The organism is Turicibacter sanguinis (genome assembly GCF_013046825.1).
Lineage (GTDB): Bacteria > Bacillota_I > Bacilli_A > MOL361 > Turicibacteraceae > Turicibacter > Turicibacter sanguinis.
On record NZ_CP053187.1, the window covers coordinates 1,320,931 to 1,346,942 of the forward strand.

At 38.3% G+C, this 26,012-nt stretch carries 22 protein-coding genes, 9 tRNA genes and 3 rRNA genes; 32 read left to right on the forward strand and 2 right to left on the reverse strand.

Going from position 1 to position 26,012, the window contains the following annotated elements; genetic code table 11:
* Window positions 1–3 precede the first annotated feature (3 nt).
* The 28 genes from accD to tsaD all read left to right on the forward strand — a co-directional run bounded on the left by accD (window position 4) and on the right by tsaD (window position 19,787).
* The gene (gene accD / locus HLK68_RS06450) at window positions 4–846 is read left to right on the forward strand and encodes an acetyl-CoA carboxylase, carboxyltransferase subunit beta (protein WP_006783663.1); all 843 of its coding nucleotides are present in this window, start codon (window positions 4–6) and stop codon (window positions 844–846) included.
* Window positions 846–1,781 carry an acetyl-CoA carboxylase carboxyltransferase subunit alpha gene (locus HLK68_RS06455; RefSeq protein WP_006783664.1) on the forward strand — a complete coding sequence of 312 codons (936 nt, stop codon included), beginning with the start codon at window positions 846–848 and terminating at the stop codon, window positions 1,779–1,781. The genes accD and HLK68_RS06455 overlap by 1 nt, the downstream gene beginning before the upstream one ends.
* Window positions 1,782–1,803: 22 nt before the next feature.
* Window positions 1,804–2,772, forward strand: coding sequence for a beta-ketoacyl-ACP synthase III (locus HLK68_RS06460; RefSeq protein ID WP_006783665.1), 969 nt, complete (start codon window positions 1,804–1,806; stop codon window positions 2,770–2,772).
* 26 nt (window positions 2,773–2,798) lie between these two features.
* A complete protein-coding gene (gene fabK / locus HLK68_RS06465; RefSeq protein ID WP_006783666.1) occupies window positions 2,799–3,728 on the forward strand; it encodes an enoyl-[acyl-carrier-protein] reductase FabK in 930 nt (309 codons plus the stop codon).
* Between the two features lies 1 nt (window position 3,729).
* Complete coding sequence (fabD, locus tag HLK68_RS06470) at window positions 3,730–4,659, forward strand: ACP S-malonyltransferase (RefSeq protein WP_009607418.1); 930 nt, start codon at window positions 3,730–3,732, stop codon at window positions 4,657–4,659.
* A 122-nt stretch (window positions 4,660–4,781) separates the two neighbouring features.
* A complete protein-coding gene (fabG, locus tag HLK68_RS06475; protein WP_006783668.1) occupies window positions 4,782–5,525 on the forward strand; it encodes a 3-oxoacyl-[acyl-carrier-protein] reductase in 744 nt (247 codons plus the stop codon).
* Window positions 5,526–5,543: 18 nt separating this feature from the next.
* Window positions 5,544–6,779: a beta-ketoacyl-ACP synthase II gene (gene fabF, locus HLK68_RS06480; RefSeq protein WP_006783669.1), complete on the forward strand. Its 1,236-nt coding sequence runs from the start codon at window positions 5,544–5,546 to the stop codon at window positions 6,777–6,779.
* Between the two features lie 42 nt (window positions 6,780–6,821).
* Window positions 6,822–7,247 carry a 3-hydroxyacyl-ACP dehydratase FabZ gene (gene fabZ / locus HLK68_RS06485; protein WP_006783670.1) on the forward strand — a complete coding sequence of 142 codons (426 nt, stop codon included), beginning with the start codon at window positions 6,822–6,824 and terminating at the stop codon, window positions 7,245–7,247.
* A gap of 104 nt (window positions 7,248–7,351) precedes the next feature.
* Window positions 7,352–7,672, forward strand: a complete 321-nt coding sequence (locus HLK68_RS06490) for a hypothetical protein (RefSeq protein WP_132942709.1) — start codon at window positions 7,352–7,354, stop codon at window positions 7,670–7,672.
* 76 nt (window positions 7,673–7,748) lie between these two features.
* A complete protein-coding gene (locus HLK68_RS06495) occupies window positions 7,749–8,528 on the forward strand; it encodes a histidinol-phosphatase (RefSeq protein ID WP_132942710.1) in 780 nt (259 codons plus the stop codon).
* A 77-nt stretch (window positions 8,529–8,605) separates the two neighbouring features.
* Window positions 8,606–9,568, forward strand: a complete 963-nt coding sequence (locus HLK68_RS06500) for a M23 family metallopeptidase (protein WP_132942711.1) — start codon at window positions 8,606–8,608, stop codon at window positions 9,566–9,568.
* 124 nt (window positions 9,569–9,692) lie between these two features.
* Window positions 9,693–9,783, forward strand: a tRNA-Ser gene (locus HLK68_RS06505).
* Between the two features lie 10 nt (window positions 9,784–9,793).
* Window positions 9,794–9,870, forward strand: a tRNA-Glu gene (locus HLK68_RS06510).
* 17 nt (window positions 9,871–9,887) lie between these two features.
* Window positions 9,888–9,963: transfer RNA gene (locus HLK68_RS06515), tRNA-Asp, on the forward strand.
* Between the two features lie 8 nt (window positions 9,964–9,971).
* A tRNA-Pro gene (locus HLK68_RS06520) sits at window positions 9,972–10,048 on the forward strand.
* Window positions 10,049–10,054: 6 nt separating this feature from the next.
* Window positions 10,055–10,128, forward strand: a tRNA-Gly gene (locus HLK68_RS06525).
* A gap of 38 nt (window positions 10,129–10,166) precedes the next feature.
* Window positions 10,167–10,252: transfer RNA gene (locus tag HLK68_RS06530), tRNA-Leu, on the forward strand.
* A 67-nt stretch (window positions 10,253–10,319) separates the two neighbouring features.
* Window positions 10,320–10,396 (forward strand) — tRNA-Arg (locus HLK68_RS06535).
* An 885-nt stretch (window positions 10,397–11,281) separates the two neighbouring features.
* A tRNA-Asp gene (locus HLK68_RS06540) sits at window positions 11,282–11,357 on the forward strand.
* Between the two features lie 10 nt (window positions 11,358–11,367).
* Window positions 11,368–11,444 (forward strand) — tRNA-Glu (locus tag HLK68_RS06545).
* Between the two features lie 164 nt (window positions 11,445–11,608).
* Window positions 11,609–13,124, forward strand: a 16S ribosomal RNA gene (locus tag HLK68_RS06550).
* A 112-nt stretch (window positions 13,125–13,236) separates the two neighbouring features.
* Window positions 13,237–16,129, forward strand: a 23S ribosomal RNA gene (locus HLK68_RS06555).
* Window positions 16,130–16,184: 55 nt separating this feature from the next.
* A 5S ribosomal RNA gene (gene rrf / locus HLK68_RS06560) occupies window positions 16,185–16,293 on the forward strand.
* Together the 16S, 23S and 5S rRNA genes with 2 tRNA genes alongside form the textbook arrangement of a ribosomal RNA operon.
* 125 nt (window positions 16,294–16,418) lie before the next feature.
* Window positions 16,419–17,021 (forward strand): sporulation membrane protein YtaF, encoded by a 603-nt coding sequence (gene ytaF, locus HLK68_RS06565; protein WP_006783510.1) that lies wholly within the window; start codon window positions 16,419–16,421, stop codon window positions 17,019–17,021.
* 154 nt (window positions 17,022–17,175) lie between these two features.
* Window positions 17,176–17,625, forward strand: a complete 450-nt coding sequence (gene tsaE / locus HLK68_RS06570) for a tRNA (adenosine(37)-N6)-threonylcarbamoyltransferase complex ATPase subunit type 1 TsaE (RefSeq protein WP_006783509.1) — start codon at window positions 17,176–17,178, stop codon at window positions 17,623–17,625.
* Window positions 17,625–18,314 (forward strand): tRNA (adenosine(37)-N6)-threonylcarbamoyltransferase complex dimerization subunit type 1 TsaB, encoded by a 690-nt coding sequence (tsaB, locus tag HLK68_RS06575; protein ID WP_009606162.1) that lies wholly within the window; start codon window positions 17,625–17,627, stop codon window positions 18,312–18,314. Before tsaE ends, tsaB begins: the two co-directional genes overlap by 1 nt.
* Before the next feature lie 7 nt (window positions 18,315–18,321).
* Window positions 18,322–18,753 (forward strand): ribosomal protein S18-alanine N-acetyltransferase, encoded by a 432-nt coding sequence (gene rimI / locus HLK68_RS06580; protein WP_006783507.1) that lies wholly within the window; start codon window positions 18,322–18,324, stop codon window positions 18,751–18,753.
* Between the two features lie 14 nt (window positions 18,754–18,767).
* A complete protein-coding gene (gene tsaD / locus HLK68_RS06585) occupies window positions 18,768–19,787 on the forward strand; it encodes a tRNA (adenosine(37)-N6)-threonylcarbamoyltransferase complex transferase subunit TsaD (protein ID WP_009606168.1) in 1,020 nt (339 codons plus the stop codon).
* Between the two features lie 176 nt (window positions 19,788–19,963).
* Here the strand turns inward: tsaD and HLK68_RS06590 are convergent, their stop codons facing one another.
* Entirely contained in the window at window positions 19,964–20,140 is a 177-nt protein-coding gene (locus HLK68_RS06590; RefSeq protein WP_006783505.1) for a hypothetical protein, read from the reverse strand.
* 95 nt (window positions 20,141–20,235) lie between these two features.
* Window positions 20,236–22,143, reverse strand: coding sequence for an ABC-F family ATP-binding cassette domain-containing protein (locus HLK68_RS06595; protein WP_055165751.1), 1,908 nt, complete (start codon window positions 22,141–22,143; stop codon window positions 20,236–20,238).
* A gap of 240 nt (window positions 22,144–22,383) precedes the next feature.
* Between HLK68_RS06595 and HLK68_RS06600 the strand changes: the two genes are divergently transcribed.
* The 4 genes from HLK68_RS06600 (at window position 22,384) to HLK68_RS06615 (ending at window position 25,974) form a co-directional block, all read left to right on the forward strand.
* Window positions 22,384–23,043 carry a redox-sensing transcriptional repressor Rex gene (locus HLK68_RS06600; protein WP_006783503.1) on the forward strand — a complete coding sequence of 220 codons (660 nt, stop codon included), beginning with the start codon at window positions 22,384–22,386 and terminating at the stop codon, window positions 23,041–23,043.
* A gap of 331 nt (window positions 23,044–23,374) precedes the next feature.
* Window positions 23,375–23,998 (forward strand): ECF transporter S component, encoded by a 624-nt coding sequence (locus HLK68_RS06605; protein ID WP_006783502.1) that lies wholly within the window; start codon window positions 23,375–23,377, stop codon window positions 23,996–23,998.
* Window positions 23,999–25,210, forward strand: a complete 1,212-nt coding sequence (coaBC, locus tag HLK68_RS06610; protein ID WP_006783501.1) for a bifunctional phosphopantothenoylcysteine decarboxylase/phosphopantothenate--cysteine ligase CoaBC — start codon at window positions 23,999–24,001, stop codon at window positions 25,208–25,210. It begins immediately after the preceding gene.
* Window positions 25,204–25,974 (forward strand): type III pantothenate kinase, encoded by a 771-nt coding sequence (locus tag HLK68_RS06615; RefSeq protein WP_006783500.1) that lies wholly within the window; start codon window positions 25,204–25,206, stop codon window positions 25,972–25,974. Before coaBC ends, HLK68_RS06615 begins: the two co-directional genes overlap by 7 nt.
* Window positions 25,975–26,012: the final 38 nt, after the last annotated feature.

A 26,012-nucleotide genomic window follows, 5' to 3' on the forward strand; every position in this document is an offset into this window, starting at 1 on the left:
AGAATGGGTTTTTTCTTACAGCGTCAAAAAAAATCTAAACCAGTTGCTAAGAAACGAGATATAAATGATGGAATTTATACAAAGTGCGAAACCTGTAAAGAAGTTCTTCCAGTCAAACAACTTCATGCTAATTTACACGTCTGTCCCAAATGTGAATTTCATCATCGAATGTCAGCAATGACTCGAATTGAATCATTAGTAGATGAAGGGACTTTTAAAGAATTAAATCAAAAACTGATTTCTAAAAATCCATTATCATTTCCTGGATATGAAAAGAAAATCAATAATTTAATGGAAGAAAATCAAATAAATGAAGCTGTTGTTACAGGAATTGCAAAACTGGATGGACAAACGGTTGCTATCGGTGTCATGGATAGCTACTTTATGATGGCAAGTATGGGATCAGTTGTCGGGGAGAAGGTTACAAGGTTAATCGAGACTGCAACATCAAAAAAACTGCCATTAGTATTAGTCTGCGCTTCAGGTGGAGCGAGAATGCAAGAAGGAATGTATTCATTAATGCAGATGGCTAAAACATCAGCAGCCATCGCTAAACATAACGAAGCAGGATTACTTTATATCAGTGTATTAACCCAACCAACAATGGGAGGCGTTACAGCTTCTTTTGCAACGCTCGGTGATATTATATTAGCCGAAAAAGGGGCAGCTATTGGATTTGCAGGACGTCGAGTTGTTGAGCAAACCATTAAACAATCATTACCTGAACATTTTCAAACAGCAGAATTTTTACAAGAAAAAGGACTTGTGGATAAAGTCGTTAATCGAAAAGAGTTAAAACAAACACTGTCAACTATCATTAAATGGCACGAAGGGAGCGAAAATTGATGTCAATTCTAGATTTTGAAAAAAAAGTAGCTGAAATTGAATCACGTCTAAGTGAAATTTCAACTGACAATCAAGCGGAAGTCAAAGAATTACAACAACAACTGCATCTTTATAAAAATCGTGCTTACAACAATTTAACGGCATGGGATCACGTCGTTCTTGCCAGACATCCAAAACGTCCTAAGGTTCGTGACTACATCAACTATATATTTGATGATTTCATTGAGTTTCATGGTGATCGTTTATATGGAGATGACGCAGCCATTATTGGGGGGATTGCTAAAATCGGACCTCATGTGGTGACCGTTATTGGACATCAAAAAGGTAATACAACAGCCGAAAATATCGAATGTAACTTTGGAATGCCTCATCCAGAAGGATACCGTAAAGCGTTACGTTTAATGAAGCAAGCTGAAAAATTCAATCGCCCTATTATAACCTTTATAGATACACCGGGAGCTTATCCAGGACCCGAAGCTGAAGAACGTGGCCAAGGACATGCGATTGCTGAGTGTCTAAGAGATATGTCTAACTTAAAAACTTCAACCCTTTCTATTGTGATTGGTGAAGGAGGAAGTGGTGGAGCTTTAGCACTAGGGGTGAGTGATCAAATATGGATGCTTCAATATGCAATTTATTCAATCTTATCCCCAGAGGGATTCGCTTCAATTCTTTATAAAGATGGAAGTAAAGCGAAAGAAGCAGCTGAAGTGATGAAACTAACAGCACAAGACTACTTATCGATGGGAATTATTGACCACATCATCAAAGAGCCAATCGGAGGAGCCCATCAATTTCCACAATACGTGTTCGACCACTTAAGAGACGACTTAAATAATTATCTAGAACAAACTAAAAAATTATCAATTAAACAAATCCAAGCGAAACGGTATAAAAAATACCGCTCGATCGGAGAGTTTGACATCATAAAATAACGAGAAAGTTGAGGTGAATTTCTTGGGAATCAAAGTTCTTGGGAGTGGGGCCTACGTCCCGACATCTATTTTAAGTAATAAACAATTAGAATCCATCGTAGAAACAAGTGATGAGTGGATCAAGGCGCGTACAGGTATCAAAAATCGCCATATCGCTACAACAGAAAATACCGTTGAATTAGCCTATCAATCTGCAAAACAGGCCATTGAACATGCCAATATTGATCCAACTGAAATAGGTTTGATTATTGTCGCAACCTTTACACCAGAACAATTAACACCATCTACTGCTTGTCTAGTTCAAGCAAAGCTTGGGTTAAATGATGTAAAAATGATCGCGTTTGATTTGAATGCTGCATGTAGTGGATTTGTTTACGCAATGAGTGTAGCCAATCAATTCCTTAAAAGTGGTGCTATCAAAAAAGCACTTATCATAGGAGCGGAGGTCCTCTCTAAAATTATGGATTGGGATGACCGAAATACATGTGTTTTATTTGGAGATGGAGCGGGAGCAGTCGTAGTTGAATATGACCAAGACACAACCGAGAGCTTCTATCTCAACTCAAGTGGAGATGAACGTGGAGTCTTAACCACAACACCAATTGCTGTAGTAAATCCACTAACAGATAACCAAGCAGAACCTATTCATTTCCAAATGAATGGACAAGAAGTCTTCAAATTTGCGATACATGCTATTAAAGAAACAATTATGGAGCTATTAGAACAAGCAAACTTAACAATCGATGAAATCAATCTCATCATTCCCCATCAAGCCAATAAACGTATCATTGATAAAGTTGTTAAAGATTTAAAAGTTCCGAGCGAAAAATTCTTTTTAAACTTAGATAACTATGGAAATACATCAGCCGCTAGTATACCGATTGCCTTAAAAGAAGCAATAGATACTAGGCACATCAAATCAGGGGATAAAATAATGCTCATCGGATTCGGTGGCGGTAAAACATGGGGTGGATGTATGATCTCCCTGTAGATAAAAAACAAAAGGAGGATAAAAAGATGTCTTTGACAACTTTATTAAATATAAAATACCCAATTATTCAAGGTGGAATGGCTAACATCTCATCAGCAGAACTAGTAGCAGCTGTTTCAAATGCTGGAGGACTTGGAATCATTGGTTCAGGTGGTTGGGATGCCCCACGCCTAAGAGAAGAAATTCGTAAATGCAAACAACTAACAGACAAACCTTTTGGTGTCAATTTAATGCTTATGAATCCGCACTGTGACCAACTATCAGAAGTTATTATTGAAGAAGGGGTTAAAGTAGTGACAACAGGAGCAGGAAGTCCAGGTCCATACATTGAAAAATGGAAAGCTGCCAAGATCAAAATTATTCCAGTTGTTGCCTCAGTTGCTTTGGCAAAACGTATGGCACGTTTAGGAGTAGATGCCATTATTGCCGAAGGAACGGAATCCGGTGGCCATGTTGGGGAGTTAACGACTATGTCATTAGTTCCACAAGTTGTCGATGCTGTGGATATCCCAGTTATTGCAGCGGGAGGAATTGCGGATGGTCGTGGATTTATGGCGGCTATGGCTCTTGGAGCAAGTGGCGTTCAAATTGGAACTCGCTTCTTAACCGCTAAAGAATGCCCAGTACATGAAAACTATAAACTAGCGCTAATCAAAGCAAAAGATACAGACACAGTCGTAACAGGACGAAGTGTTGGTGTTCCAGTTCGTTGTTTAAAAAATCCGATGACGCGTGAATACATCGCTCTTGAGAAAAAAGGAGTATCAGCCGAAGAATTAGAGTATTTAACACTCGGTTCACTTCGTAAAGCCGTTCTAGAAGGAGACACAAAATCAGGATCTGTCATGGCGGGACAAGTAGCAGGAATGCTTTCTAAAGTCCAATCCGTATCAGAAATTATAGAAGATATTACAAATCACGCATCAGAAGTTTTTAAAAATTTGGAGGTCATGTAATATGGGGAAAGTTGCATTCTTATTCTCAGGACAAGGAGCACAATATGTCGGAATGGGGAAATCACTTTATGAACAAAACCCAACCGCACGTCAGTTATTCAATCAAGCCAATGACTTATTATCATTTGATTTAAAAGAATTATGTTTTGAAGATTCACAAAATTTAATTAATCAAACAGCTTATACACAACCAGCCATTTTTACAATTTCTCAAATGGCATTAGCTACTTTAAAAGAAGCAGGAATCAAACCAGATGTTGTAGCGGGATTTAGTCTAGGTGAGTACAGTGCGTTATGTGCAGCAGATGTTTTCTCGTTTACTGAAGGAGTGGAACTTGTTGCTAAAAGAGGAGAACTTATGGGAGTAGCATCAGGTGATGGAAAAATGGCCGCCCTACTTGGATTAGATGTTGAAAAGGCAACAGCTTTATGTAGCGAAGCTTCTTCAAAGGGAGTAGTGGAGTTGGCCAATTTAAACTGCCCAGGACAAATCGTGATTGGTGGAGAGGCCGAAGCTGTTAATTATGCTTGTGAATTAGCAAAAGGATACGGGGCAAAACGTGCCTTAATCTTGCCAGTTAGTGGACCTTTCCATACCTCTTTATTAAAAGAAACAGCCCAAAATTTTGGACAACTATTAAAAATGAAAAACTTAAATCAACCTAAACTTCCAATCGTTTTAAACGTGCTAGGAGATTTCTATCATCACGATTTATCACTAATTGACTTAATGATAAAACAAATGGCGACAAGTGTGAAATGGGAAGCAAGTATCAAAAAAATGATTGAAGATGGAGTAGATACCTTCATTGAGATTGGACCAGGTAAAACATTGAGTGGATTTGTTAAAAAAATAGATCGTAGCGTTAAAATTTTAAATGTAGAAGATGTGGCATCATTAGAAGCAACTATTAAGGCGCTTCAAAATTAAATAAGTTCCTATTAAGTTTCTACAGAAATTTTATAGTTTGAATCAATAATGAAGCATTTTAATGACCAAGATTCATTTTTTTAGATATGGTATTAATCGTTTTGAATACAGGAGGGAATTTTATGAACTTATCAGGTAAAGTCGCATTAGTGACAGGAGGCTCTCGAGGAATTGGAGCAGCTATCGTCTTAAAATTAGCTTCACTTGGTTGTGACATTGCACTTAATTATTGCGGAAGTAAAGAACGTGCCGAAGCCATTGCTAAACAAGCTGAAAGCTTAGGTGTAAAAGCAAGCGTTTATCAAGCAAATGTTGCAAATTATGAAGAAGTTGAAAGCATGACGAAAGCTATTATAAAAGATTTTGGACATTTAGATATCGTGATCAATAATGCAGGAATTACATCAGATAATCTTATGATGCGTATGGATGAAGATTCATTTGATTCTGTTATCGATGTGAACCTAAAAGGAACATGGAATGTTTGTAAATCGATTACGCGTCCTATTTTAAAACAACGCAGTGGAGTAATTATCAACTTATCGTCAGTCGTTGGGATTAACGGAAATGTTGGACAGGCAAACTACGCTGCATCAAAAGCTGGGGTAATTGGGTTAACAAAATCATTAGCAAAAGAATATGCCTCAAGAAATGTTCGAGTTAACGCTGTTGCTCCAGGATATATCAAATCAGATATGACCGCAAAATTATCAAGTGATATTACAGATAAAGTATTAGAAAATATTCCACTTGGAAGCCTGGGTGAAGTAGAAGATATTGCAAATGCAGTTGCTTTTCTAGTTAGTGATCAGGCTCGTTATATCACAGGACAAGTATTAGTCGTAGATGGTGGAATGGCAATTTAATGAAGGATGGTGCAAATTATGAGTAAACGTAGAGTTGTAGTAACTGGACTTGGGACAGTTTGTCCTGTTGGAAACAATGTTGAAACAATGTGGAAAAACATTCAAGACGGAGTTTGCGGAATCGATGAAATCACTCACTTTGATGCATCAGATTTCAAAGTTAAATTAGCAGCAGAAATTAAAGACTTAAACGTTGAAGAGTATATTAATAAAAAAGAAGCAAAGCGTTTAGATCGCTTTAGCCAATTAGCGATGATTGCTTCAAAACAAGCATTTGAAGATTCAAACCTTCAAACAGAAGAACTTGATGCTCATCGTTTCGGAGTTATTTTAAGTTCAGGAATTGGCGGACTTCAAACGATTGAAGAGGAAAAGGAAAAAGGAATGAAAAAAGGATACGAACGTGTCTCACCATTCTTCATTCCAATGGCTATAGGAAACTTAGCAGCAGGTAATGTTGCCATTATGTTAGGTGCTAAAGGAGCATGTCTTGACATTGTGACAGCTTGTGCAGCGGGAACTAATTCAATTGGAGAAGCCTTCAAATATATCCGTGATGGTTATGCAGATATCATGTTAACTGGAGGAGCAGAAGCCTCAATTACACCACTTGGAATTGGTGGATTCTCTTCAATGAAGGCTTTAACGACATCAGATGATAAAAATCGTGCTTCAATTCCATTCGATGCACAGCGTAATGGATTCGTTATGGGAGAAGGAGCAGGTGTTTTAATTTTAGAAGAATACGAACATGCCAAAAAACGTGGAGCTAAAATCTACGCTGAAATGATCGGATATGGTGTAAGCTGTGATGCTTTCCACATGACAGCCCCAGATTCGGAAGCTAATGGTGCTGCTGCTTGTTTTGAAATGGCACTTAAAGATGCTTCACTTGAACCAAATCAAATTGATTACATTAACGCCCACGGAACATCGACACCACTGAATGACAAACTAGAGACACTTGGTATCAAAAAAGTCTTTGGTAAAGAAACAAAATTAATGGTTAGCTCAACTAAAGGAAATACAGGTCACTTACTTGGAGCAGCAGGTGGAGTAGAAGCTATCATCACAGTTAAAGCTTTACAAGATGGATTTGTTCCTGCAACAATTAACTATTCACAACCTGATCCAGAATGTGATTTAGATATCGTTCCTAATGTTGGACGTCATCAAAATATTAAATATGCCATGTCAAATTCATTAGGATTTGGTGGTCATAACGCATGTATCGTCTTTAAAAAATACGAATAACTCTTTCTATATTATATATACATAAAAAAAGAAGGTGAAAGCATGGTCTTAAATAGTAATCAAATTCAAGAAATTATCCCGCACCGCTATCCATTTTTATTAGTAGATCGAATTGATGAATTAGAACCAGGAAAAAGAGCCCTTGGAGTCAAATGTGTTTCAGCAAACGAAATGCAATTTATGGGACACTTTCCACAACAACACGTCATGCCTGGCGTCCTAATCATTGAAGCCTTAGCGCAAGTAGGAGCTGTTGCCATTTTAAGTCTTGAAGATAATAAAGGTAAAATTGCTTACTTTGCTGGTATCAAATCAGCAAAATTTCGTCAAAAAGTCATTCCAGGTGATATCTTAACTCTTGAAACAGAACTAACAAAAATAAAGGGAAGTGTTGGAGTTGGTAAAGCCATCGCCAAACTTGGAGATAAAGTAGCCGTCGAAGCAGAATTAATGTTCGCCATCGGATAAAAAGAAAAGGTTGTAGAAAAAATGTATTTTCTATAACCTTTTTTGTTACAACACAGAATAAATTGCTATAATAAGTTATCATAATCAAAGTAGGTGTCAAAAACATGCCATTACTCATAGCAATTCTTTTCATCGGCCTATTTACATGGCTAATCTATACAAAAAAAGATATCTTTTCTAACAAAAAGAAATTCTTACAAATTGAACTTGGCATCATATTACTAGCCACATTAATCATCCTAATCATTTCAGGAATTGGAATAACCATGGGCTTTTTATTACTATGGGTTGCCATTGCCTTTTTAAGTTATTATATTTATCAAAATTACCATCAAAAAGTAGGATTTATCGGTGTTAGCTTCTGTGCCTTCTTCAATATTGTCTTCCTATATCTCCAATTTTGGATATATGGGACACAATATTAATAAAAAAGACTATCTAATGGACCTTAGATAGTCTTTTTTTGATTGTATAATAATAGAAAAAGAGGAGGAATAAAAAATGGAAAAAACAAATTATCATACACATACACCAAGATGCCTGCATGCGGGAGGGACAGAAACTGAATACATCGAAGCAGCTATCGAAAATAACATGACCATTCTAGGATTCTCAGACCATGCTCCGTATCCAGATAACAGATTTGGATTACGAATGCAGTATGAGGAGCTCGATGATTATTTACAAACTATCAAAAATTTAAAAAAACAATATAAAAACCAAATTGAAATTCGTGTTGGCCTTGAAATTGAATATGATTCCGAAAAAAAAGCATACTATGAACAGTTACTTAATGAAAAAGGTGTCGAATACTTAGTGCTAGGACAACACATCTACGTCTCACCAAACAAAGAATACATCAACATCTATAGTCTAAACAACACAGAGCAATATATTGAATATGCTCAAACCATCAAAGAAGCAGTTCAAACTGGATATTTCGCTTTTATCGCACATCCGGATGTCATTTTTGTAAATGACCTTGCCTGGGATCAAAACTGTGAACTTGCATCAGACATCATCATAGAAGCTGCAATTAAAACAAAAACCCCATTAGAATTCAATGCCAATGGACTAAGACGAGGAATTCAAGCATTTTGTGATGAAGAAAGATACCCATATCCGCATCCAAAATTCTGGTCAAAAGTTGCAAAAACAAACATTCCCGTTCTAATTAACGCAGATGCACACCATCCAAGTAATATTTACGATGACAAAATGGAACTAGCTTATAAATTAGTAGACGAATGGGGACTAAACCTCATAACTGATTACATATAATCAGAGTCATTAGTATTCCCACCTTCATTAAGTTATATTAATACAATTATAAAACTAGGTAGAAGTGGGTGGACCCGATGAAACGTCAAATCATAGTAAGTTTCATGGCAATACTGGTATGTATGTTAAGTTCTATAAATGCATCAGCTGAAGCTAACGAACAAAATGAACAAGAAATCAGACAAAAACTTTATAAAGACTACGAGCAGGCATCAGGTGTCCCTTGGTATCAAATAGCCGCCGTTGATCAATACGAGCGCAATACCTATAAATTCCGTGAAGAATGTACATTTAAGTACGATACCATCTCAATTTGTTTTCCAAATGAAATATGGTCAGGCCCTGAAAATCCAATTTATTATGATAATAATAGTTTGACTATTAATCTTTTTGGAGGTATTGGTAAAGATGGAGATGGAGATGGGATAGCAGATATTAATAATGAAGAAGACGTAATGTATACAATGGTCGAGTATTTACGTTCATATAATGATTTTGAAGCCGCCATTGCATCTTATTATCAAAAGGAACAAACTCTAACGATTATAAAAGAAATTGCGATGCTATTTGAACATTTTGATACAATTACACTAGATAAACGATCGTTACCAGTATCACGCCATTATAGTTATAGTTTTAGTGATAACTATGGTACAGCACGAAGTTGGGGTGGGGCTAGATCACATGAAGGAATAGATATTTTTGCTGGATACTCAACACCAGTATTATCCACAGCTTACGGAGTCATTGAAATAATGGGATGGAATGATTTTGGTGGATATCGAATTGGTATAAGAGATATTTATAATACATATCAATACTATGCACATCTTCAAGGATTTGAAGGAAATATTAAAGAAGGTGACATAGTCGAACCGGGACAAGTGATAGGATATGTTGGTAGTACAGGATATGGGAAAGAAGGAACAAGCGGTAAATTCCCACCACATTTACATTTTGGTTTGTACAAGTATGATGGAAAATGTGAATGGGCATTTAACCCATACCCACATCTAAAACGATGGGAAAAACAGAAATAAGAAAAAAGGTCAAATAACTATTATTTGACCTTTTTTAAAAAAATTAAAAAAAGTATTCAAAAAGTGTTGACGATAATTTATATACATGTTATTATATAAAAGTCGTCAGGACATGAAACAAAATGGAGCAGTACTCAAGTGGCTGAAGAGGTGCCCCTGCTAAGGGTATAGGTCGGGCAACCGGCGCGAGGGTTCAAATCCCTCCTGCTCCGCCATTTAAAAAATGGCCCGTTGGTGAAGCGGTTTAACACACATGCCTTTCACGCATGCATACACGGGTTCGAATCCCGTACGGGTCACCATTTAAATTGAATAAGAAGGTCCAGTGGTGTAGCGGTTAACATGCCTGCCTGTCACGCAGGAGATCGCGGGTTCGATTCCCGTCTGGACCGCCATTTAGAAACGGGAAGTGGCTCAGCTTGGTAGAGCACCTGGTTTGGGACCAGGGGGTCGCAGGTTCGAATCCTGTCTTCCCGACCATAATAAGCGGGTGTAGTTTAATGGTAGAACTTCAGCCTTCCAAGCTGACTGTGAGAGTTCGATTCTCTTCACCCGCTCCATTAATTTCATTGTGATGTGCCATGAAAAAACCGTATATGCGGTCGTGGCGGAATGGTAGACGCGCCAGCTTGAGGGGCTGGTAGGAGCAATCCTGTGGAGGTTCGAGTCCTCTCGGCCGCACCATGATGAATATCAAGATGAATCAATGAAATGCTCGCAAATTAGCTTAGAAAAATACAACAAAGAATATGCGCCCATAGCTCAATTGGATAGAGCGTTTGACTACGGATCAAAAGGTTAGGGGTTCGACTCCTCTTGGGCGCGCCATAATATGATGATAATGAACTCGAAAGAGTTCTTTTTTTATGCTTTTCAAACTATTGAATTAATACTGTTATCACTAATAACACTTTATGTTTTTGTATTAATCGTTGAATTTAACTTTGTTGCTGAACGTTTTTTTTATGTGATAGTTTATTAAATTAAAAGTAATTCAAAAAAATAGAAAGGGTTTTTGTAATAGAATGGACCTAGTATACAAAAAATTAACAATCAAATCTAGAGATTAAATTAAATCTACTCCAGTATCGAGAATAAATCTTCAATAATGTGCTAGAGGGTAATATAATTAAGAAAAAAAGGAAGAACTAGAAAATATGTAGAAGGTTAATCAGGTATTTGTATGATTATTAAAATGCAAAGCGATTAACCAAAGAAAGTGTCAAGTGATTAGGGAAGTATGCTTAATAATTACTATATATAATTAAAATTCATAAAGTTGATTGGGAAAAAAGCTACTTATTTATCTTGGTAAAAAGAAAGCATTGAAAGGATGAATGATTTTTCTATAAGACGATATATTTAGCTCCAGTGAATGAGATGAAAATTGAGTTATTATTAATCATAAAATGTAAAGTGAAAAATAATAAGTTATCTTTATATAAACGTTTTTGAAGTAGATTTGATAAATTTGAAATTAAATAAAAAAACAAAAGAAAGTATTTGACAAAAAAACGAAATAGATGTTATTATATAAAAGTTCTGAAAAAAGAACTTATAAAAATGTTTGAAATAATGTTTTTTTGAAAAATATTTGACAAAAAACGACACAAATGTTATTATATAGAAGTTCTGAAAAAGAATAAAAAATCTTTTTCAAAAAAAGATTTGACAAAAAACGACACAGATGATAAAGTTAATGAGTCAAAAAAAGGTCCAGTGGTGTAGCGGTTAACATGCCTGCCTGTCACGCAGGAGATCGCGGGTTCGATTCCCGTCTGGACCGCCATTTAAATAATGGCCCGTTGGTGAAGCGGTTTAACACACATGCCTTTCACGCATGCATACACGGGTTCGAATCCCGTACGGGTCACCATAAAAACTTCAAAAAAGTGTTTGACAGAAAGAGTTAAACATGATAAGATAATCAAGTCGCTGAAACAAGTGACAAAGAAGTTCTTTGAAAACTAAACAGAACGTCAACAAACATTACTTTAAGAAAATAAGTTTCTTAAAAGAAGCTTAGGATATAAACAAACTATTATGGAGAGTTTGATCCTGGCTCAGGATGAACGCTGGCGGCGTGCCTAATACATGCAAGTCGAGCGAACCACTTCGGTGGTGAGCGGCGAACGGGTGAGTAACACGTAGGTTATCTGCCCATCAGACGGGGACAACGATTGGAAACGATCGCTAATACCGGATAGGACGAAAGTTTAAAGGTGCTTCGGCACCACTGATGGATGAGCCTGCGGCGCATTAGCTAGTTGGTAGGGTAAAGGCCTACCAAGGCGACGATGCGTAGCCGACCTGAGAGGGTGAACGGCCACACTGGGACTGAGACACGGCCCAGACTCCTACGGGAGGCAGCAGTAGGGAATCTTCGGCAATGGGCGAAAGCCTGACCGAGCAACGCCGCGTGAATGATGAAGGCCTTCGGGTTGTAAAATTCTGTTATAAGGGAAGAATGGCTCTAGTAGGAAATGGCTAGAGTGTGACGGTACCTTATGAGAAAGCCACGGCTAACTACGTGCCAGCAGCCGCGGTAATACGTAGGTGGCGAGCGTTATCCGGAATTATTGGGCGTAAAGAGCGCGCAGGTGGTTGATTAAGTCTGATGTGAAAGCCCACGGCTTAACCGTGGAGGGTCATTGGAAACTGGTCAACTTGAGTGCAGAAGAGGGAAGTGGAATTCCATGTGTAGCGGTGAAATGCGTAGAGATATGGAGGAACACCAGTGGCGAAGGCGGCTTCCTGGTCTGTAACTGACACTGAGGCGCGAAAGCGTGGGGAGCAAACAGGATTAGATACCCTGGTAGTCCACGCCGTAAACGATGAGTGCTAAGTGTTGGGGGTCGAACCTCAGTGCTGAAGTTAACGCATTAAGCACTCCGCCTGGGGAGTACGGTCGCAAGACTGAAACTCAAAGGAATTGACGGGGACCCGCACAAGCGGTGGAGCATGTGGTTTAATTCGAAGCAACGCGAAGAACCTTACCAGGTCTTGACATACCAGTGACCGTCCTAGAGATAGGATTTTCCCTTCGGGGACAATGGATACAGGTGGTGCATGGTTGTCGTCAGCTCGTGTCGTGAGATGTTGGGTTAAGTCCCGCAACGAGCGCAACCCCTGTCGTTAGTTGCCAGCATTCAGTTGGGGACTCTAACGAGACTGCCAGTGACAAACTGGAGGAAGGTGGGGATGACGTCAAATCATCATGCCCCTTATGACCTGGGCTACACACGTGCTACAATGGTTGGTACAAAGAGAAGCGAAGCGGTGACGTGGAGCAAACCTCATAAAGCCAATCTCAGTTCGGATTGTAGGCTGCAACTCGCCTACATGAAGTTGGAATCGCTAGTAATCGCGAATCAGCATGTCGCGGTGAATACGTTCCCGGGTCTTGTACACACCGCCCGTCACACCACGAGAGTTTACAACACCCGAAGTCAGTGGCCTAACCGCAAGGAGGGAGCTGCCTAAGGTGGGGTAGATGATTGGGGTGAAGTCGTAACAAGGTATCCCTACCGGAAGGTGGGGATGGATCACCTCCTTTCTATGGAGAAAGAGACGTTCTGTTTAGTTTTGGAAGAATTTCTTCCAAAAGTTGATCTTTGAAAACTAGATATCTTCAAACAGAAGAAAAAAATAAAGAATTATTTTTTATAGGTTAAGTGAATAAGGGCGCACGGAGGATGCCTTGGCACTAGGAGTCGAAGAAGGACGCGACAAACGGCGAAACGCCTCGGGGAGCTGTAAGTGAGCTTTGATCCGGGGATATCCGAATGGGGAAACCCGCTAGTGGTTATACGCTAGCACCATATGGTGAATACATAGCCATATAGGAGACAGACCCAGGGAACTGAAACATCTAAGTACCTGGAGGAAAAGAAAGAAAAATCGATTCCCGTAGTAGCGGCGAGCGAAGTGGGAAGAGCCCAAACCGGCACTAGCCGGGGTTGTAGGACCTTCATAATTGACAAATCATGATAGCCGAGTGGTCTGGGAAGGCCAACCGGAGAGGGTGAGAGTCCCGTAGGTGAAATTGTGAAATGCATGGAAGGAATCCTGAGTACGGCGGGACACGTGGAATCCCGTCGGAATCAACGAGGACCATCTCGTAAGGCTAAATACTACCTAGTGACCGATAGTGAACCAGTACCGTGAGGGAAAGGTGAAAAGAACCCCGGAAGGGGAGTGAAAGAGAACCTGAAACCGTGTGCCTACAAATAGTCAGAGCCCGTTAATGGGTGATGGCGTGCCTTTTGTAGAATGAACCGGCGAGTTACGATATCGTGCGAGGTTAAGCAGAAGATGCGGAGCCGTAGCGAAAGCGAGTCTGAATAGGGCGAAGAGTACGATGTTGTAGACCCGAAACCGTGTGAGCTAGCCATGAGCAGGCTGAAGGTCAGGTAACACTGACTGGAGGGCCGAACCAGGGCACGTTGAAAAGTGCTTGGATGACTTGTGGCTAGGGGTGAAATTCCAATCGAACACGGATATAGCTGGTTCTCTCCGAAATAGCTTTAGGGCTAGCCTCGATGGCAAGTCTACTGGAGGTAGAGCACTGAATGGGTGATGGCCCCACCTCGGGGTACTGATCTCAATCAAACTCCGAATGCCAGATAGATATCATCGGGAGTCAGACTGTGGGTGATAAGGTCCATGGTCAAAAGGGAAAGAGCCCAGACCGCCAGCTAAGGCCCCCAAGTGTCCGTTAAGTGGAAAAGGATGTGGAGATGCACAGACAACTAGGAGGTTGGCTTAGAAGCAGCCATCCTTTAAAGAGTGCGTAATAGCTCACTAGTCGAGTGACTCTGCGCCGAAAATGTACCGGGGCTAAACGGACCGCCGAAGCTGCGGATTGACACTTAGGTGTCAGTGGTAGGAGAGCGTTCTAACAGCGGAGAAGCAGTACCGGAAGGAGCTGTGGAGCGGTTAGAAGTGAGAATGCCGGTGTGAGTAGCGAAAGATAGGTGAGAATCCTATCCATCGAAAGCCTAAGGTTTCCAGGGGAAGGCTCGTCCGCCCTGGGTAAGTCGGGACCTAAGGTGAGGCCGAAAGGCGTAGCCGATGGACAACAGGTTGATATTCCTGTACCACTTATTAAACTGATGGAGTGACGGAGAAGGCTAAGTTGAGCGTGTTAATGGATTCACGTGTAAGCAGTGAGGTGGTCATGTAGGCAAATCCGCATGGCATAACATTGAGCTGTGATGCCGAAGCCGTATGGCGAAGTCAACTGATGTCACGCTTCCAAGAAAAGCTTCTAGGGTTAATTTAGTAAGTGCCCGTACCGATAACCGACACAGGTAGGCGAGGAGAGAATCCTAAGATGAGCGAGAGAACTCTTGTTAAGGAACTCGGCAAAATGACCCCGTAACTTCGGGAGAAGGGGTGCTTGTGAAAGCAAGCCGCAGTGAATAGGCCCAGGCGACTGTTTATCAAAAACACAGGTCTCTGCTAAACCGCAAGGTGATGTATAGGGGCTGACGCCTGCCCGGTGCTGGAAGGTTAAGAGGAGAGGTTAGCGCAAGCGAAGCTTTGAATTGAAGCCCCAGTAAACGGCGGCCGTAACTATAACGGTCCTAAGGTAGCGAAATTCCTTGTCGGGTAAGTTCCGACCCGCACGAAAGGCGTAACGATCTGGGCGCTGTCTCAACAAGAGACTCGGTGAAATCATAGTACCTGTGAAGATGCAGGTTACCCGCGACAGGACGGAAAGACCCCGTGGAGCTTTACTGTAGCTTGATATTGAGCACTGGTGACACATGTACAGGATAGGTAGGAGACGAAGAAGCCAGGACGCCAGTCTTGGTGGAGTCGCTGTTGGGATACTACCCTTGTGTTACTGGGGTTCTAACCCGTGGCCATGATCTGGTCAGGGAACAGTGTCAGGTGGGCAGTTTGACTGGGGCGGTCGCCTCCCAAAGAGTAACGGAGGCGCCCAAAGGTTCCCTCAGAATGGTTGGAAATCATTCGAAGAGTGTAAAGGCAGAAGGGAGCTTGACTGCGAGACCTACAAGTCGAGCAGGGACGAAAGTCGGGCTTAGTGATCCGGCGGTACCGAATGGAAGGGCCGTCGCTCAACGGATAAAAGCTACCCCGGGGATAACAGGCTGATCTCCCCCAAGAGTTCACATCGACGGGGAGGTTTGGCACCTCGATGTCGGCTCATCGCATCCTGGGGCTGTAGTCGGTCCCAAGGGTTGGGCTGTTCGCCCATTAAAGCGGTACGCGAGCTGGGTTCAGAACGTCGTGAGACAGTTCGGTCCCTATCCGTCGTGGGCGTAGGAAATTTGAGAGGAGCTGTCCTTAGTACGAGAGGACCGGGATGGACACACCGCTGGTGTACCAGTTGTTCTGCCAGGAGCATAGCTGGGTAGCTACGTGTGGACGGGATAAACGCTGAAAGCATCTAAGCGTGAAGCCCCCCTCAAGATGAGATTTCCCATTCGAAAGAAGTAAGATCCCTTGAAGACGACAAGGTAGATAGGTCAGAAGTGGAAGTGTGGTGACACATGGAGCGGACTGATACTAATCGATCGAGGACTTAACCAAAGAAACTGAAGAAGATATCTAGTTTTGGAAGATTAACGAAAGAATCTCCAAAAGGTCTAGTGACGATGGCAAGGAGGGCACACCTGTTCCCATACCGAACACAGAAGTTAAGCTCCTTAGCGCCGAGGGTAGTACGCAAGTGCGAGAGTAGGACGTTGCTGGGCCAAAGAAATAAAAAGCACTTAAATAGTGCTTTTTTTGCGTTTAAAAATTAATATAGTTATGTAAGTTCCCTACTTTCGATTTGTTCATATATTAACATGTAACATATCGAAAGTAGGGATTTATCATGTATTTTTTATCAATATTATTATTCTCTGCTGCAGTTACCTGTGATGGGTTAATCATAGGTCTCAGCTATGGAGCTAGAAAAGTTAAGATTAATTTCATGTGTAATCTTATTGTAGGTATTATTTCTTGTTTGGGAACGATGATTGGAATGTATACAGGCCAGTTATTTGATATATTTTTAGTTGAATCTGTGGCAACCTATTTAGGGAGTGTCTTATTATTCTTATTCGGATTATATATGTTTTATCAAGCTTTATATAAACAATTAAATGCAAGAAAACAAAAAGAAGCATTGATGACAAATGTAGCGGATTTAGCTGAGACGTTTGACAGAGACCACTCTAAGACAATTGAGGTAAAAGAGGCACTTATGCTTGGATTATTTTTGTGTATTAATAATATTGGGTTAGGTGTTGGTGCTTCTTTGACCGGTCTAAATATTCTACTTACTTCTATAACATGTTTAGTTTTAAGTGTCGTTTTTATAGGGGGTGGATGTCATTTAACTTATAATTTTCTTAGTGAAAAAACGGTTCAATATGCCGAATATGTAGCAAGTATAATGATTATGATTTTGGCTATATATGAATTGTTTTTTTAAGAGGATAGATATTAAATCTATCCTTTTTTTATTGAATGTAATTAATGTAAAAACTTATGCTATAATAGTTTATAGTTTATTAATTTATTTTGAAAATGTAGCAAATATAAAATCCATACTAAATTTAGTAGATATAATAATTATAGGTGATTAGATGAAGCATGTTATTAAGACACAATCAGTAGAAGAAACACAAAAAGTAGCTTATGCAATTGGAAAATGGGTTAAGTCAGGCATGATTTTAACATTGGAAGGAGACTTAGGAGCTGGAAAAACTACTTTTACTAAAGGGTTAGCTAAAGGATTGGATATTAAACGTAATGTTAATAGTCCAACATTTACGATAATTAAAGAATATCAAGGTCGGTTACCTTTATATCATATGGATGTGTATCGTTTGGAAAATGGTGCTGATGAAATTGGACTAGATGACTATCTATATGGTGAAGGAGTCTGCGTGATTGAATGGGCTAGTATGATTGAAGATTTACTACCAAATGAGCGACTAGATATTAAAATATTCCGTGATGGAGAGTTTGAGCGTCGTATTGAATTATTGCCAATCGGATCTGAATATGAAACAGTTAGTGAGGAGTTAAATTAATGTTCGTTTTAGGAATTGATACATCGAATACAATTTTATCTATTGCATTGGTTAAGGATGGTGAGACTTTAGCAGAGCTTACTGAGGCCACAAAGAATGATCATTCAAAAAAATTAATGCCAGCAATTCAAGACTTATTTAAGCAAGTACATGCTACTCCACAACAATTAGATCGTATTGTTGTTGCAGAAGGACCAGGTTCTTATACAGGTGTACGAATTGGTGTTACGGTAGCTAAGATGTTAGCATGGACATTAGAAAAAGAGTTAGTCGGGATTTCTAGCCTTGCGGTCATAGCTCGAAATATTGAAGAAGAAGGATTAATTATTCCATTATTTGATGCTCGACGTGAGACTGTATTTGCAGGTGTATATGATGGTAAAACTCATAATGTTGTTTTAGAAGATGGACACTATGAATTACGTCAATTATTGGAGCATTTAAAGGAAAGTCCTAAAACAATGTATTTCCTTGGCAATGATGTAAGTCGCTATTGGGATTTAATTGTTGAATATTTGGGAGAACAGGCAGTTCAAACGACTGATGAGGAGTTAAATATCCCACATGCGAGTATGCTTATAGAATGTGCTAAAGATGTTAAACCAGTTGAGAATATTCATTTATTTGTACCTAAATATCATCGTTTGCCTGAAGCTGAAATGAATTGGCTATTAGAACAGAAGAAGTAGGGATAGTATGATGATTAGAAAGATGAAGGAATCGGATATTTCTGTATTAAATCAAATACATGAAGAACTTTTTCATCAGAGTTTTAATTTTGTTGATTATGCAGCAGAAAAGATGTTTCATTATGGAATTGTACTAGAAGACAAAGGTGAGATTTTAGGATATTTAGTAGGCCAGTTAGTATTTGAAATGGGCGATTTATTTTATATTGCAGTTAATCCTACTAAACGTGGAAATGGATATGGATTAAAGCTTATGGATAAGTTTATTTCTGATGCGAAGTGTTTACTCGCTGAGACGATTTCTCTAGAGGTTCGTGTGAGTAATCAACCTGCCATTTCACTTTATGAAAAGTGTGGGTTTTTACGTGCGAGCGTACGAAAGAATTATTATTCAGATGGTGAAGATGCTTTATTGATGGTTTATTATTTTAATACATAGAAATGGTGGTTTGAATGAAAAAAGATGTTTTAGTATTAGCAGTAGAGAGTAGTTGTGATGAAACGAGTGTTGCTGTTGTTAAAAATGGTACTGAGATTTTAGCCAATATTGTAGCATCACAAATTAAGAGTCATCAACGCTTCGGTGGTGTTGTTCCAGAGGTTGCGAGTCGTCATCACGTTGAGAGTATAACGGGTGTATTTGAGGAAGCTTTAGAGGTGGCTAACGTAACATGGAGTGATATTGATGCGATTGCTGTGACAGAGGGTCCAGGATTAGTAGGATCATTGTTAATTGGAATTAATGCAGCTAAGGTGTTATCATTTGTTCATAATATTCCGTTAGTGGGAGTTCATCATATTGCAGGTCATATTTATGCGAATCAGTTAGTAGAACCTTTAGAGTTTCCGTTATTGGCTTTAGTTGTGTCTGGTGGTCATACTGAATTAGTTTATATGAAAGATCATTATGATTTTGAAGTGATTGGTGAAACATTAGATGATGCTGTGGGTGAGGCATATGATAAGGTTGCTCGTACGTTAAAATTACCGTATCCAGGTGGGCCTCATATTGATCGTTTAGCAGCTGAGGGTGAGGATATATATAAATTACCTCGTGTTTGGTTAGACAAAGAGGCGTATGATTTTAGTTTCTCAGGATTAAAGTCTGCGGTTATTAATACGGTTCATAATGCTACGCAACGTGGGCAAGAGATTGTTCCACAAAATTTAGCAGCAAGTTTTCAAGCGAGTGTTGTTGAGGTATTAGTAGAGAAAACGATGCGTGCTGCCCGTCAGTATGGTGTTAAACAGATTATTGTAGCTGGTGGAGTATCAGCTAATAAGGGATTGCGTCATGCACTTGAAGAGGCTGTATCGAAAAATTCTGATGTAAAGTTAACGATTCCGCCATTATCTCTTTGTACAGATAATGCAGCAATGATTGGAGCTGCCGGAACACAAGCTTATTTAAAAGGACATCGTAGTGGTCTTGATATGAATGGAATGCCAGGAATGGAATTACAATCTTTATAGTCTTTAAATCGGTATATCGAGAGGTATACCAATTTTTTTATGTTTAAATATTTAAAAAGAACAAATGAATTCTTAGTTATTGAGAGTGATTTATATTAATAGTGTAAAGGTAATTGTTTCGAGATCTCATTATATAAAAAACTCTATCTGTGTAGATAGAGTTATAGGTGGTTAGATTATTTATTTCTCGCAGCATGACGTGCACGATTAGCTTTTGCATAAGCTTCACGAGCATTTTTATAATGGATGCCTCCTTCATTATTTAATGCTTTTGCCCATTCACGATGTCCGACTTTTGTCCAATGACTTGCGATTCTGTCATAAGTGGTATTTTTATTAATTCCACGTGACATTTAGCACTCCCCCTTTTGTTACATTATATTCAGCGGATTATCGCAATATTCTAAAAATATAGAAAAAAAGTCTCGATTTTCGAGACTTTTTTTGGTTACGCTAGTGATTCCCATGTTTCCATTGCATCAGCTAATAATTGTTCAAGTTCTTCAATGCGTGATTGAACTTCCGCTGATTTTTGTGTATCAAGGTAAACTTCTTCTTTGAAGAGTTCAGCTTGATTATAAGCTAATTCTTCTTCGTATTCTGAAATTTTTGTTTCGATATCTTCTAATTGACGTTTACGTTGTTGCTCTAAGCGACGTTGCTCTTTTTGTTTTTGATAATCAGTTATGGTTGATTCATCATTTTTCTTAGAGTTTTCGGCTTGTAGTGCTGCTTCTTTTTCAGCTAATTGTTGTTTTTTTTCAGTGTAGTCTGAATAGTTTCCAATATATGAAGTTACACCATGTGGAGTAACCTCTAAAACACGTGTCGCAATTTTATCGATGAAGTAACGGTCATGAGAGATGAAAAAGACAGTCCCTTCATAGTCTTCAAGTGATAATTCAAGCATTTCTTTACTATCAATATCTAAGTGGTTAGTCGGCTCATCGAGTAATAAGAAGTTGTTTTTTTCAAGCATGAGCTTACATAATGTGAGTCGAACTTTTTCTCCACCGGATAACTGATTAACGGTTTTAAAGACATCATCACCTGTAAATAAAAAGTTTCCAAGTAAGGTACGAATATCTTTTTCAAGTCGTCCAGGGAAACAATTCCAAACTTCATTTAAGACTGTATTGCTAGAGTTTAGGTTAGCCTGCTCTTGATCGAAATATCCCATATCTAAGCTTTTTCCATAATAGATATCTCCTTTAAGTGGGGGAAGGGTTTGTGCAACTGTTTTCAAAATAGTTGATTTTCCGATTCCATTAGGACCGATTAAAGCTACTCGATCAAGTCGATTAATTTGAAAGTTTAAATCGTCTGTAATCACCTGATTGTCGTACCCAACGCTTAAATTTTCTACTTTTAAAACGTCATTTCCACTGCGACGGTCAATTTCAAATGTGATTCCAATTGATTTATCGTTAATTTTAGGTATTTCAATACGTTCCATTTTCTCAAGTTTTTTACGTCGAGATTGGGCTTGCTTTGTCGTAGAGGCACGAACGATATTACGGCTAATGAAGTCTTCCATTTTTGAGATTTCTTTTTGTTGCTTTTCGTATTGTTTCATTAAAGAGCTATAAGCAACGGCTTTTTGGTCGATATAGTCTGAGTAATTTCCTTTGTATTTCGTACATTTTCTATATTCAATTTCATAAATAGTTGTAGCAATTTGGTCGATAAAGAAACGGTCGTGGGATACGATAACAACGGCGCCTGAATATTTTTTTAGGTATCCTTCTAACCATTCAATTGTATCAATATCTAAGTGGTTGGTTGGCTCATCGAGAATTAAGATATCTGGTTTTTGAAGTAGAAGTTTTGCTAACGCTAAGCGGGTTTTTTGTCCTCCACTTAAGTTTGAAATTTTTTGGTCAAAACCAATTTCATTGAATTTGAATCGATTTAAAATGTTATTAATTTCAGCTTCATAGGTGTAGCCACTCATTAATTCAAATTGGTGATTCATATTTTGGTATTGTTCGATAATTTTTAGGTAGGCTTCAGTTGTAGGATCAATTTCAGCCATTTTTAAACTTAATTCTTCTAATTGTTTCTTTAATTGAAGTGTTTTACTAAATACTTTTAACATTTCATTATAAATAGTATCGTCTGAATTAACATGGCTTGATTGTGCAAAATAACCAAGGATGACGCTTTGGGGTTTATGGATTTCACCTGAGTCAAAGTCAATTTCATCTGCAATCATTTTTAGTAGTGTTGATTTTCCAGCTCCATTACGTCCAACAACTGCTATGCGCTCACCCTTTTTGACTTCAAATTGGACGTTTTCAAGAATTGGCGTTCCTGAATAGAGTTTCGTCAATTTACTTGTTTGTAATAAAATCATGGTCTATCTCCTTTAAAAAGTTACGTTGTTTGAATTTAGTTTTTAAGGTTATGAGGTTATTAAAAACTCTGTGACTTTAATAATAAGTATAATGCTTAATCTCAAGATGTGCAACGGACACTAATGTAAATAAGGGACGATTTTTGAAGTAATTTAACATATAGACGTTTTATGCTCGTGACAGTATTCACATTGCATTATTTTCATGATATTATTTTAATATGGTAAAGGAGGTTTTTTATGCTATCAAATATTCCGAATGCAACAATAAAAAGATTAGCATTATACCGTCGCTGTTTCGTTGAATTAGATGAGATGGGGGTAAAACGAATTCAATCAAGCGAATTGAGCCAAAAAATTGGAATCGATTCAGCTACAATTCGTCGTGATTTTTCATATTTAGGTGAATTAGGACGCCAAGGTTATGGTTATGAAGTTAGAATTGTACTAGAAGCATTCAATAACTTGTTAAAAACAGAAGACGTTCAAAGCTGTGTTTTAATTGGGGTAGGTAACTTAGGACGTGCCTTATTAAAATATTTTAGTTCAGATAAATTCAAAAAACGCGTCTTCAGAACACCAGTTAACTTAGTTGCTGGGTTTGATACGGATGAGTCATTAGTGGGACAATGTATCGGCGATTTACCTTTATACCATTTAGATAGTTTAAAGGATTATATTGAGGAGCATAAAGTAACATATGTTATTTTAACGGTACCACCAACGGTAGCACAAGCTGTCGCTACATCATTAGAAGGATTGGGAATCAAAGGGATTTTAAACTTGTCATCAACAGTAATTAATGTGAGTGAAGAGATTACAGTTCATGAAGTTGATTTAAATATGGAACTAGAAACGTTATTCTTTTATGTATTCCAAAAAGAACAAGCGGGACGATAATTTATAAGGGATGTTATATGAGGGGGAAAAGCTTATAATCTTTAGGATTATAAGCTTTTTTATTGAATAAAAAGTGTCGAAATGACGCAAATTTTATAAGAATAAGGAGTTTTTATTATGTAAATGTAAGCGTCATAATTAATCTGTGGTTTATAATGGAAAAATCTTTTGTTTTGGTTGAAAAAAGGTTATAACCTAAGTATAATAAAAAGCGATGAGATGGGGAGAGTTGATGGTGATCATATAGACATCAATCAAATAATGACCATGGATTCAAATTTAAATTTCGATGCGTTGCATTCTTAGGAAGCGACAGTGGAGGAGAAGAAAAATGAATAGTACAAGAAAGAAAACAAAATTTTTAGTTTTACTGACAATGTTTTGTAGTATTGAGGTCGTTTTAATGTTTACACCACTTGGATTTATTCCACTTGGTCCAATTCGCGCGACAACATTGCATATTCCGGTTATTTTAGCGGGGATGTTACTTGGCGTTAAAGGTGGAGCAATAACTGGTTTAGTCTTTGGACTTGGAAGTGTGTTAATTAATACGATTACCCCAACGATTACATCGTTTGTATTTACTCCGTTTTATTCATTGGGTGAGTATCACGGGAATTTAATGAGTTTAGTCATCGCAATTGGCCCACGTGTATTACTTGGAGTCATGAGTGCATTGTTATATACTTGGTTTAAGAAACGAAATCATAATGTTGCAGGTAGTGCTGTTACGGCATTGGTCTGTACGATTATGCATAGTGTTTTAGTTTTAGGTATGATTTATTTATTCTTTGGTCCAAGCTATGCAGCGGCTAAAGGGGTAGATGTTTCAGAATTATTTGTGCTTTTAATGGGACTTATCACAACAAATAGTGTGTTAGAAGCAATTTTAGCCACTGTTGTAACGACACCATTAGTTAAGGTATTAGAGCCGATGATGAAGAAGGTGATGTAATTGAGCAAAAAGACGATTGTCTTAGGTGTCACGGGCGGTATTGCAGCATTTAAAAGTGCTCAGATTGCTAGTAATTTATATAAAAAGGGCTATGATGTCCATGTGATTATGACTAAAAATGCAACCGAGTTTATTCAGCCGTTAACATTTGAAACGTTAACTCATAATCGAGTATCAATTGATACGTTCGATCGTAATTTTGAGTATAATGTGAATCATATTTCATTGGCACAACGAGCAGATTTATTTGTAGTGGCTCCAGCATCAGCAAATTGTATTGCTAAGTTTGCTCATGGATTAGCAGATGATATGTTATCAACAACATTTTTAGCAGCGTCTTGTCCTAAATTAATTGCACCTGCAATGAATACGGGAATGTTAACTAATCCTATTACACAACGAAATATCAAGATGTGTAAAGAAGCTGGTATGCAATTTATTGAATCAGGCAGCGGTTATTTGGCTTGCGGTGATATTGGTGCCGGAAGATTAGCTGATGTAGATGATATTATGGATGCTATTGAATGGGCAATCGTTAAAGAAAAGCCACTTGAAGGAGTCAAGGTTGTTGTAACGGCAGGTCCTACACAGGAAGATTTAGACCCGGTTCGGTTTATTACGAATCACTCAAGTGGAAAAATGGGGTATTCAGTAGCCCGCGCAGCTAGAAATTTAGGAGCAAATGTAACGTTAATTTCAGGTCCGGTTAATTTAAGAAAGCCAGTGGGAATTGAAGTTATTAACGTTCGTACGGCAACGGAAATGTTTGAAGTATTCGATTCATTAAAGTCTCAGTATGATATTTTAATTAAATCAGCAGCTGTTTCAGATTACGGTGTTGAATCTGTTGCAAATCAAAAGTTGAAAAAATCTGGTGATCGATTGACTTTAGAATTTGTTATGAATCAAGATATTTTAGCTTATGCTGGTCAACATAAATTACCGCATCAAGTGGTTTGTGGATTCGCAATGGAGACTGAAAATTTAGTCGAGTTTGCGACTAAAAAATTAATAAATAAGAAAGCTGACATGATTGTTGCTAATCAGTTAACAGATGAAGGTGCAGGCTTTAATAAAGATACAAATTTAGTTACATTTATTACGGAATCGAACTGTGAGAAGCTTGATTTAATGAGTAAAGAGGCAGTTGGATATGAGATTTTAAGTCGTCTGATGACGATGTTAATGGAGAAAAGAGGAGAAGTATGTTAGTTGTTATTGACGTAGGAAATACAAACATTACATTAGGTGTGTATAATCAAGATGAGCTAATTGCTAATTTTCGATTAACAACTAAGATGCAAAGAACGTCAGATGAGTTTGGAATTACGATTTTGTCGTTTTTCCGTACGAAGGATATTAACCCTTTATCGATTGAAGCTGTCTTAATTTCTAGTGTTGTGCCGAAGGTTATGCATTCTTTAACTAATGGAATTCGTAAGTATTTTAACTTAGAGCCGATGATTGTAGGTCCTGGCGTGAAAACAGGTATTTCGATTAAAACAGAAAATCCAAAAGAGGTTGGAGCAGACCGAATTGTAGATATCGCAGCCGCTTATCATATTTATGGAGGACCTGCGCTAGTGATTGATTTCGGAACGGCGACAACGTATGATTATGTTAATGAATTTGGAGAATTTGAGTTTGGCGTAACTTCACCTGGAATTGAAATTTGTGCTCAAGCATTATGGACTCAAGCTGCTAAATTACCAGAGATTGAAATCAAAAAGCCTGAGTCAATTGTGTGCCGAAATACAATTACAAGCATGCAAGGTGGACTTGTCTTTGGATATATTGGACAAACTGAATATATTATTAAAAAGGTTAAAGAGCAAGTTGGCAAGGATCTTAAGGTTATTGCAACTGGGGGTCTTGGTCGAATTATTTTTAATGAAACGGATATGATTGATGTTTATGATCCAGATTTAGGATTTAAGGGAATGAAAATCATCTATCAAAAGACAAAACAAAATTAGAGAAATAAAAAGTTAGGAAGATTTTAAATCGTTCTAAC

Bases quoted from the DNA above. Each gene is read 5' to 3' on its own strand.
- tsaB (WP_009606162.1), top strand. From the start codon at position 17,625: ATGTTCGTTTTAGGAATTGATACATCGAATACAATTTTATCTATTGCA.
- ytaF (WP_006783510.1), top strand. From the start codon at position 16,419: ATGTATTTTTTATCAATATTATTATTCTCTGCTGCAGTTACCTGTGAT.
- rimI (WP_006783507.1), top strand. From the start codon at position 18,322: ATGATGATTAGAAAGATGAAGGAATCGGATATTTCTGTATTAAATCAA.
- fabF (WP_006783669.1), top strand. From the start codon at position 5,544: ATGAGTAAACGTAGAGTTGTAGTAACTGGACTTGGGACAGTTTGTCCT.
- tsaD (WP_009606168.1), top strand. From the start codon at position 18,768: ATGAAAAAAGATGTTTTAGTATTAGCAGTAGAGAGTAGTTGTGATGAA.
- HLK68_RS06495 (WP_132942710.1), top strand. From the start codon at position 7,749: ATGGAAAAAACAAATTATCATACACATACACCAAGATGCCTGCATGCG.
- HLK68_RS06615 (WP_006783500.1), top strand. From the start codon at position 25,204: ATGTTAGTTGTTATTGACGTAGGAAATACAAACATTACATTAGGTGTG.
- HLK68_RS06590 (WP_006783505.1), bottom strand. From the start codon at position 20,140: ATGTCACGTGGAATTAATAAAAATACCACTTATGACAGAATCGCAAGT.
- HLK68_RS06600 (WP_006783503.1), top strand. From the start codon at position 22,384: ATGCTATCAAATATTCCGAATGCAACAATAAAAAGATTAGCATTATAC.
- fabZ (WP_006783670.1), top strand. From the start codon at position 6,822: ATGGTCTTAAATAGTAATCAAATTCAAGAAATTATCCCGCACCGCTAT.
- HLK68_RS06605 (WP_006783502.1), top strand. From the start codon at position 23,375: ATGAATAGTACAAGAAAGAAAACAAAATTTTTAGTTTTACTGACAATG.
- HLK68_RS06455 (WP_006783664.1), top strand. From the start codon at position 846: ATGTCAATTCTAGATTTTGAAAAAAAAGTAGCTGAAATTGAATCACGT.
- HLK68_RS06500 (WP_132942711.1), top strand. From the start codon at position 8,606: ATGAAACGTCAAATCATAGTAAGTTTCATGGCAATACTGGTATGTATG.
- HLK68_RS06595 (WP_055165751.1), bottom strand. From the start codon at position 22,143: ATGATTTTATTACAAACAAGTAAATTGACGAAACTCTATTCAGGAACG.
- HLK68_RS06490 (WP_132942709.1), top strand. From the start codon at position 7,352: ATGCCATTACTCATAGCAATTCTTTTCATCGGCCTATTTACATGGCTA.
- accD (WP_006783663.1), top strand. From the start codon at position 4: ATGGGTTTTTTCTTACAGCGTCAAAAAAAATCTAAACCAGTTGCTAAG.
- fabK (WP_006783666.1), top strand. From the start codon at position 2,799: ATGTCTTTGACAACTTTATTAAATATAAAATACCCAATTATTCAAGGT.
- fabD (WP_009607418.1), top strand. From the start codon at position 3,730: ATGGGGAAAGTTGCATTCTTATTCTCAGGACAAGGAGCACAATATGTC.
- tsaE (WP_006783509.1), top strand. From the start codon at position 17,176: ATGAAGCATGTTATTAAGACACAATCAGTAGAAGAAACACAAAAAGTA.
- fabG (WP_006783668.1), top strand. From the start codon at position 4,782: ATGAACTTATCAGGTAAAGTCGCATTAGTGACAGGAGGCTCTCGAGGA.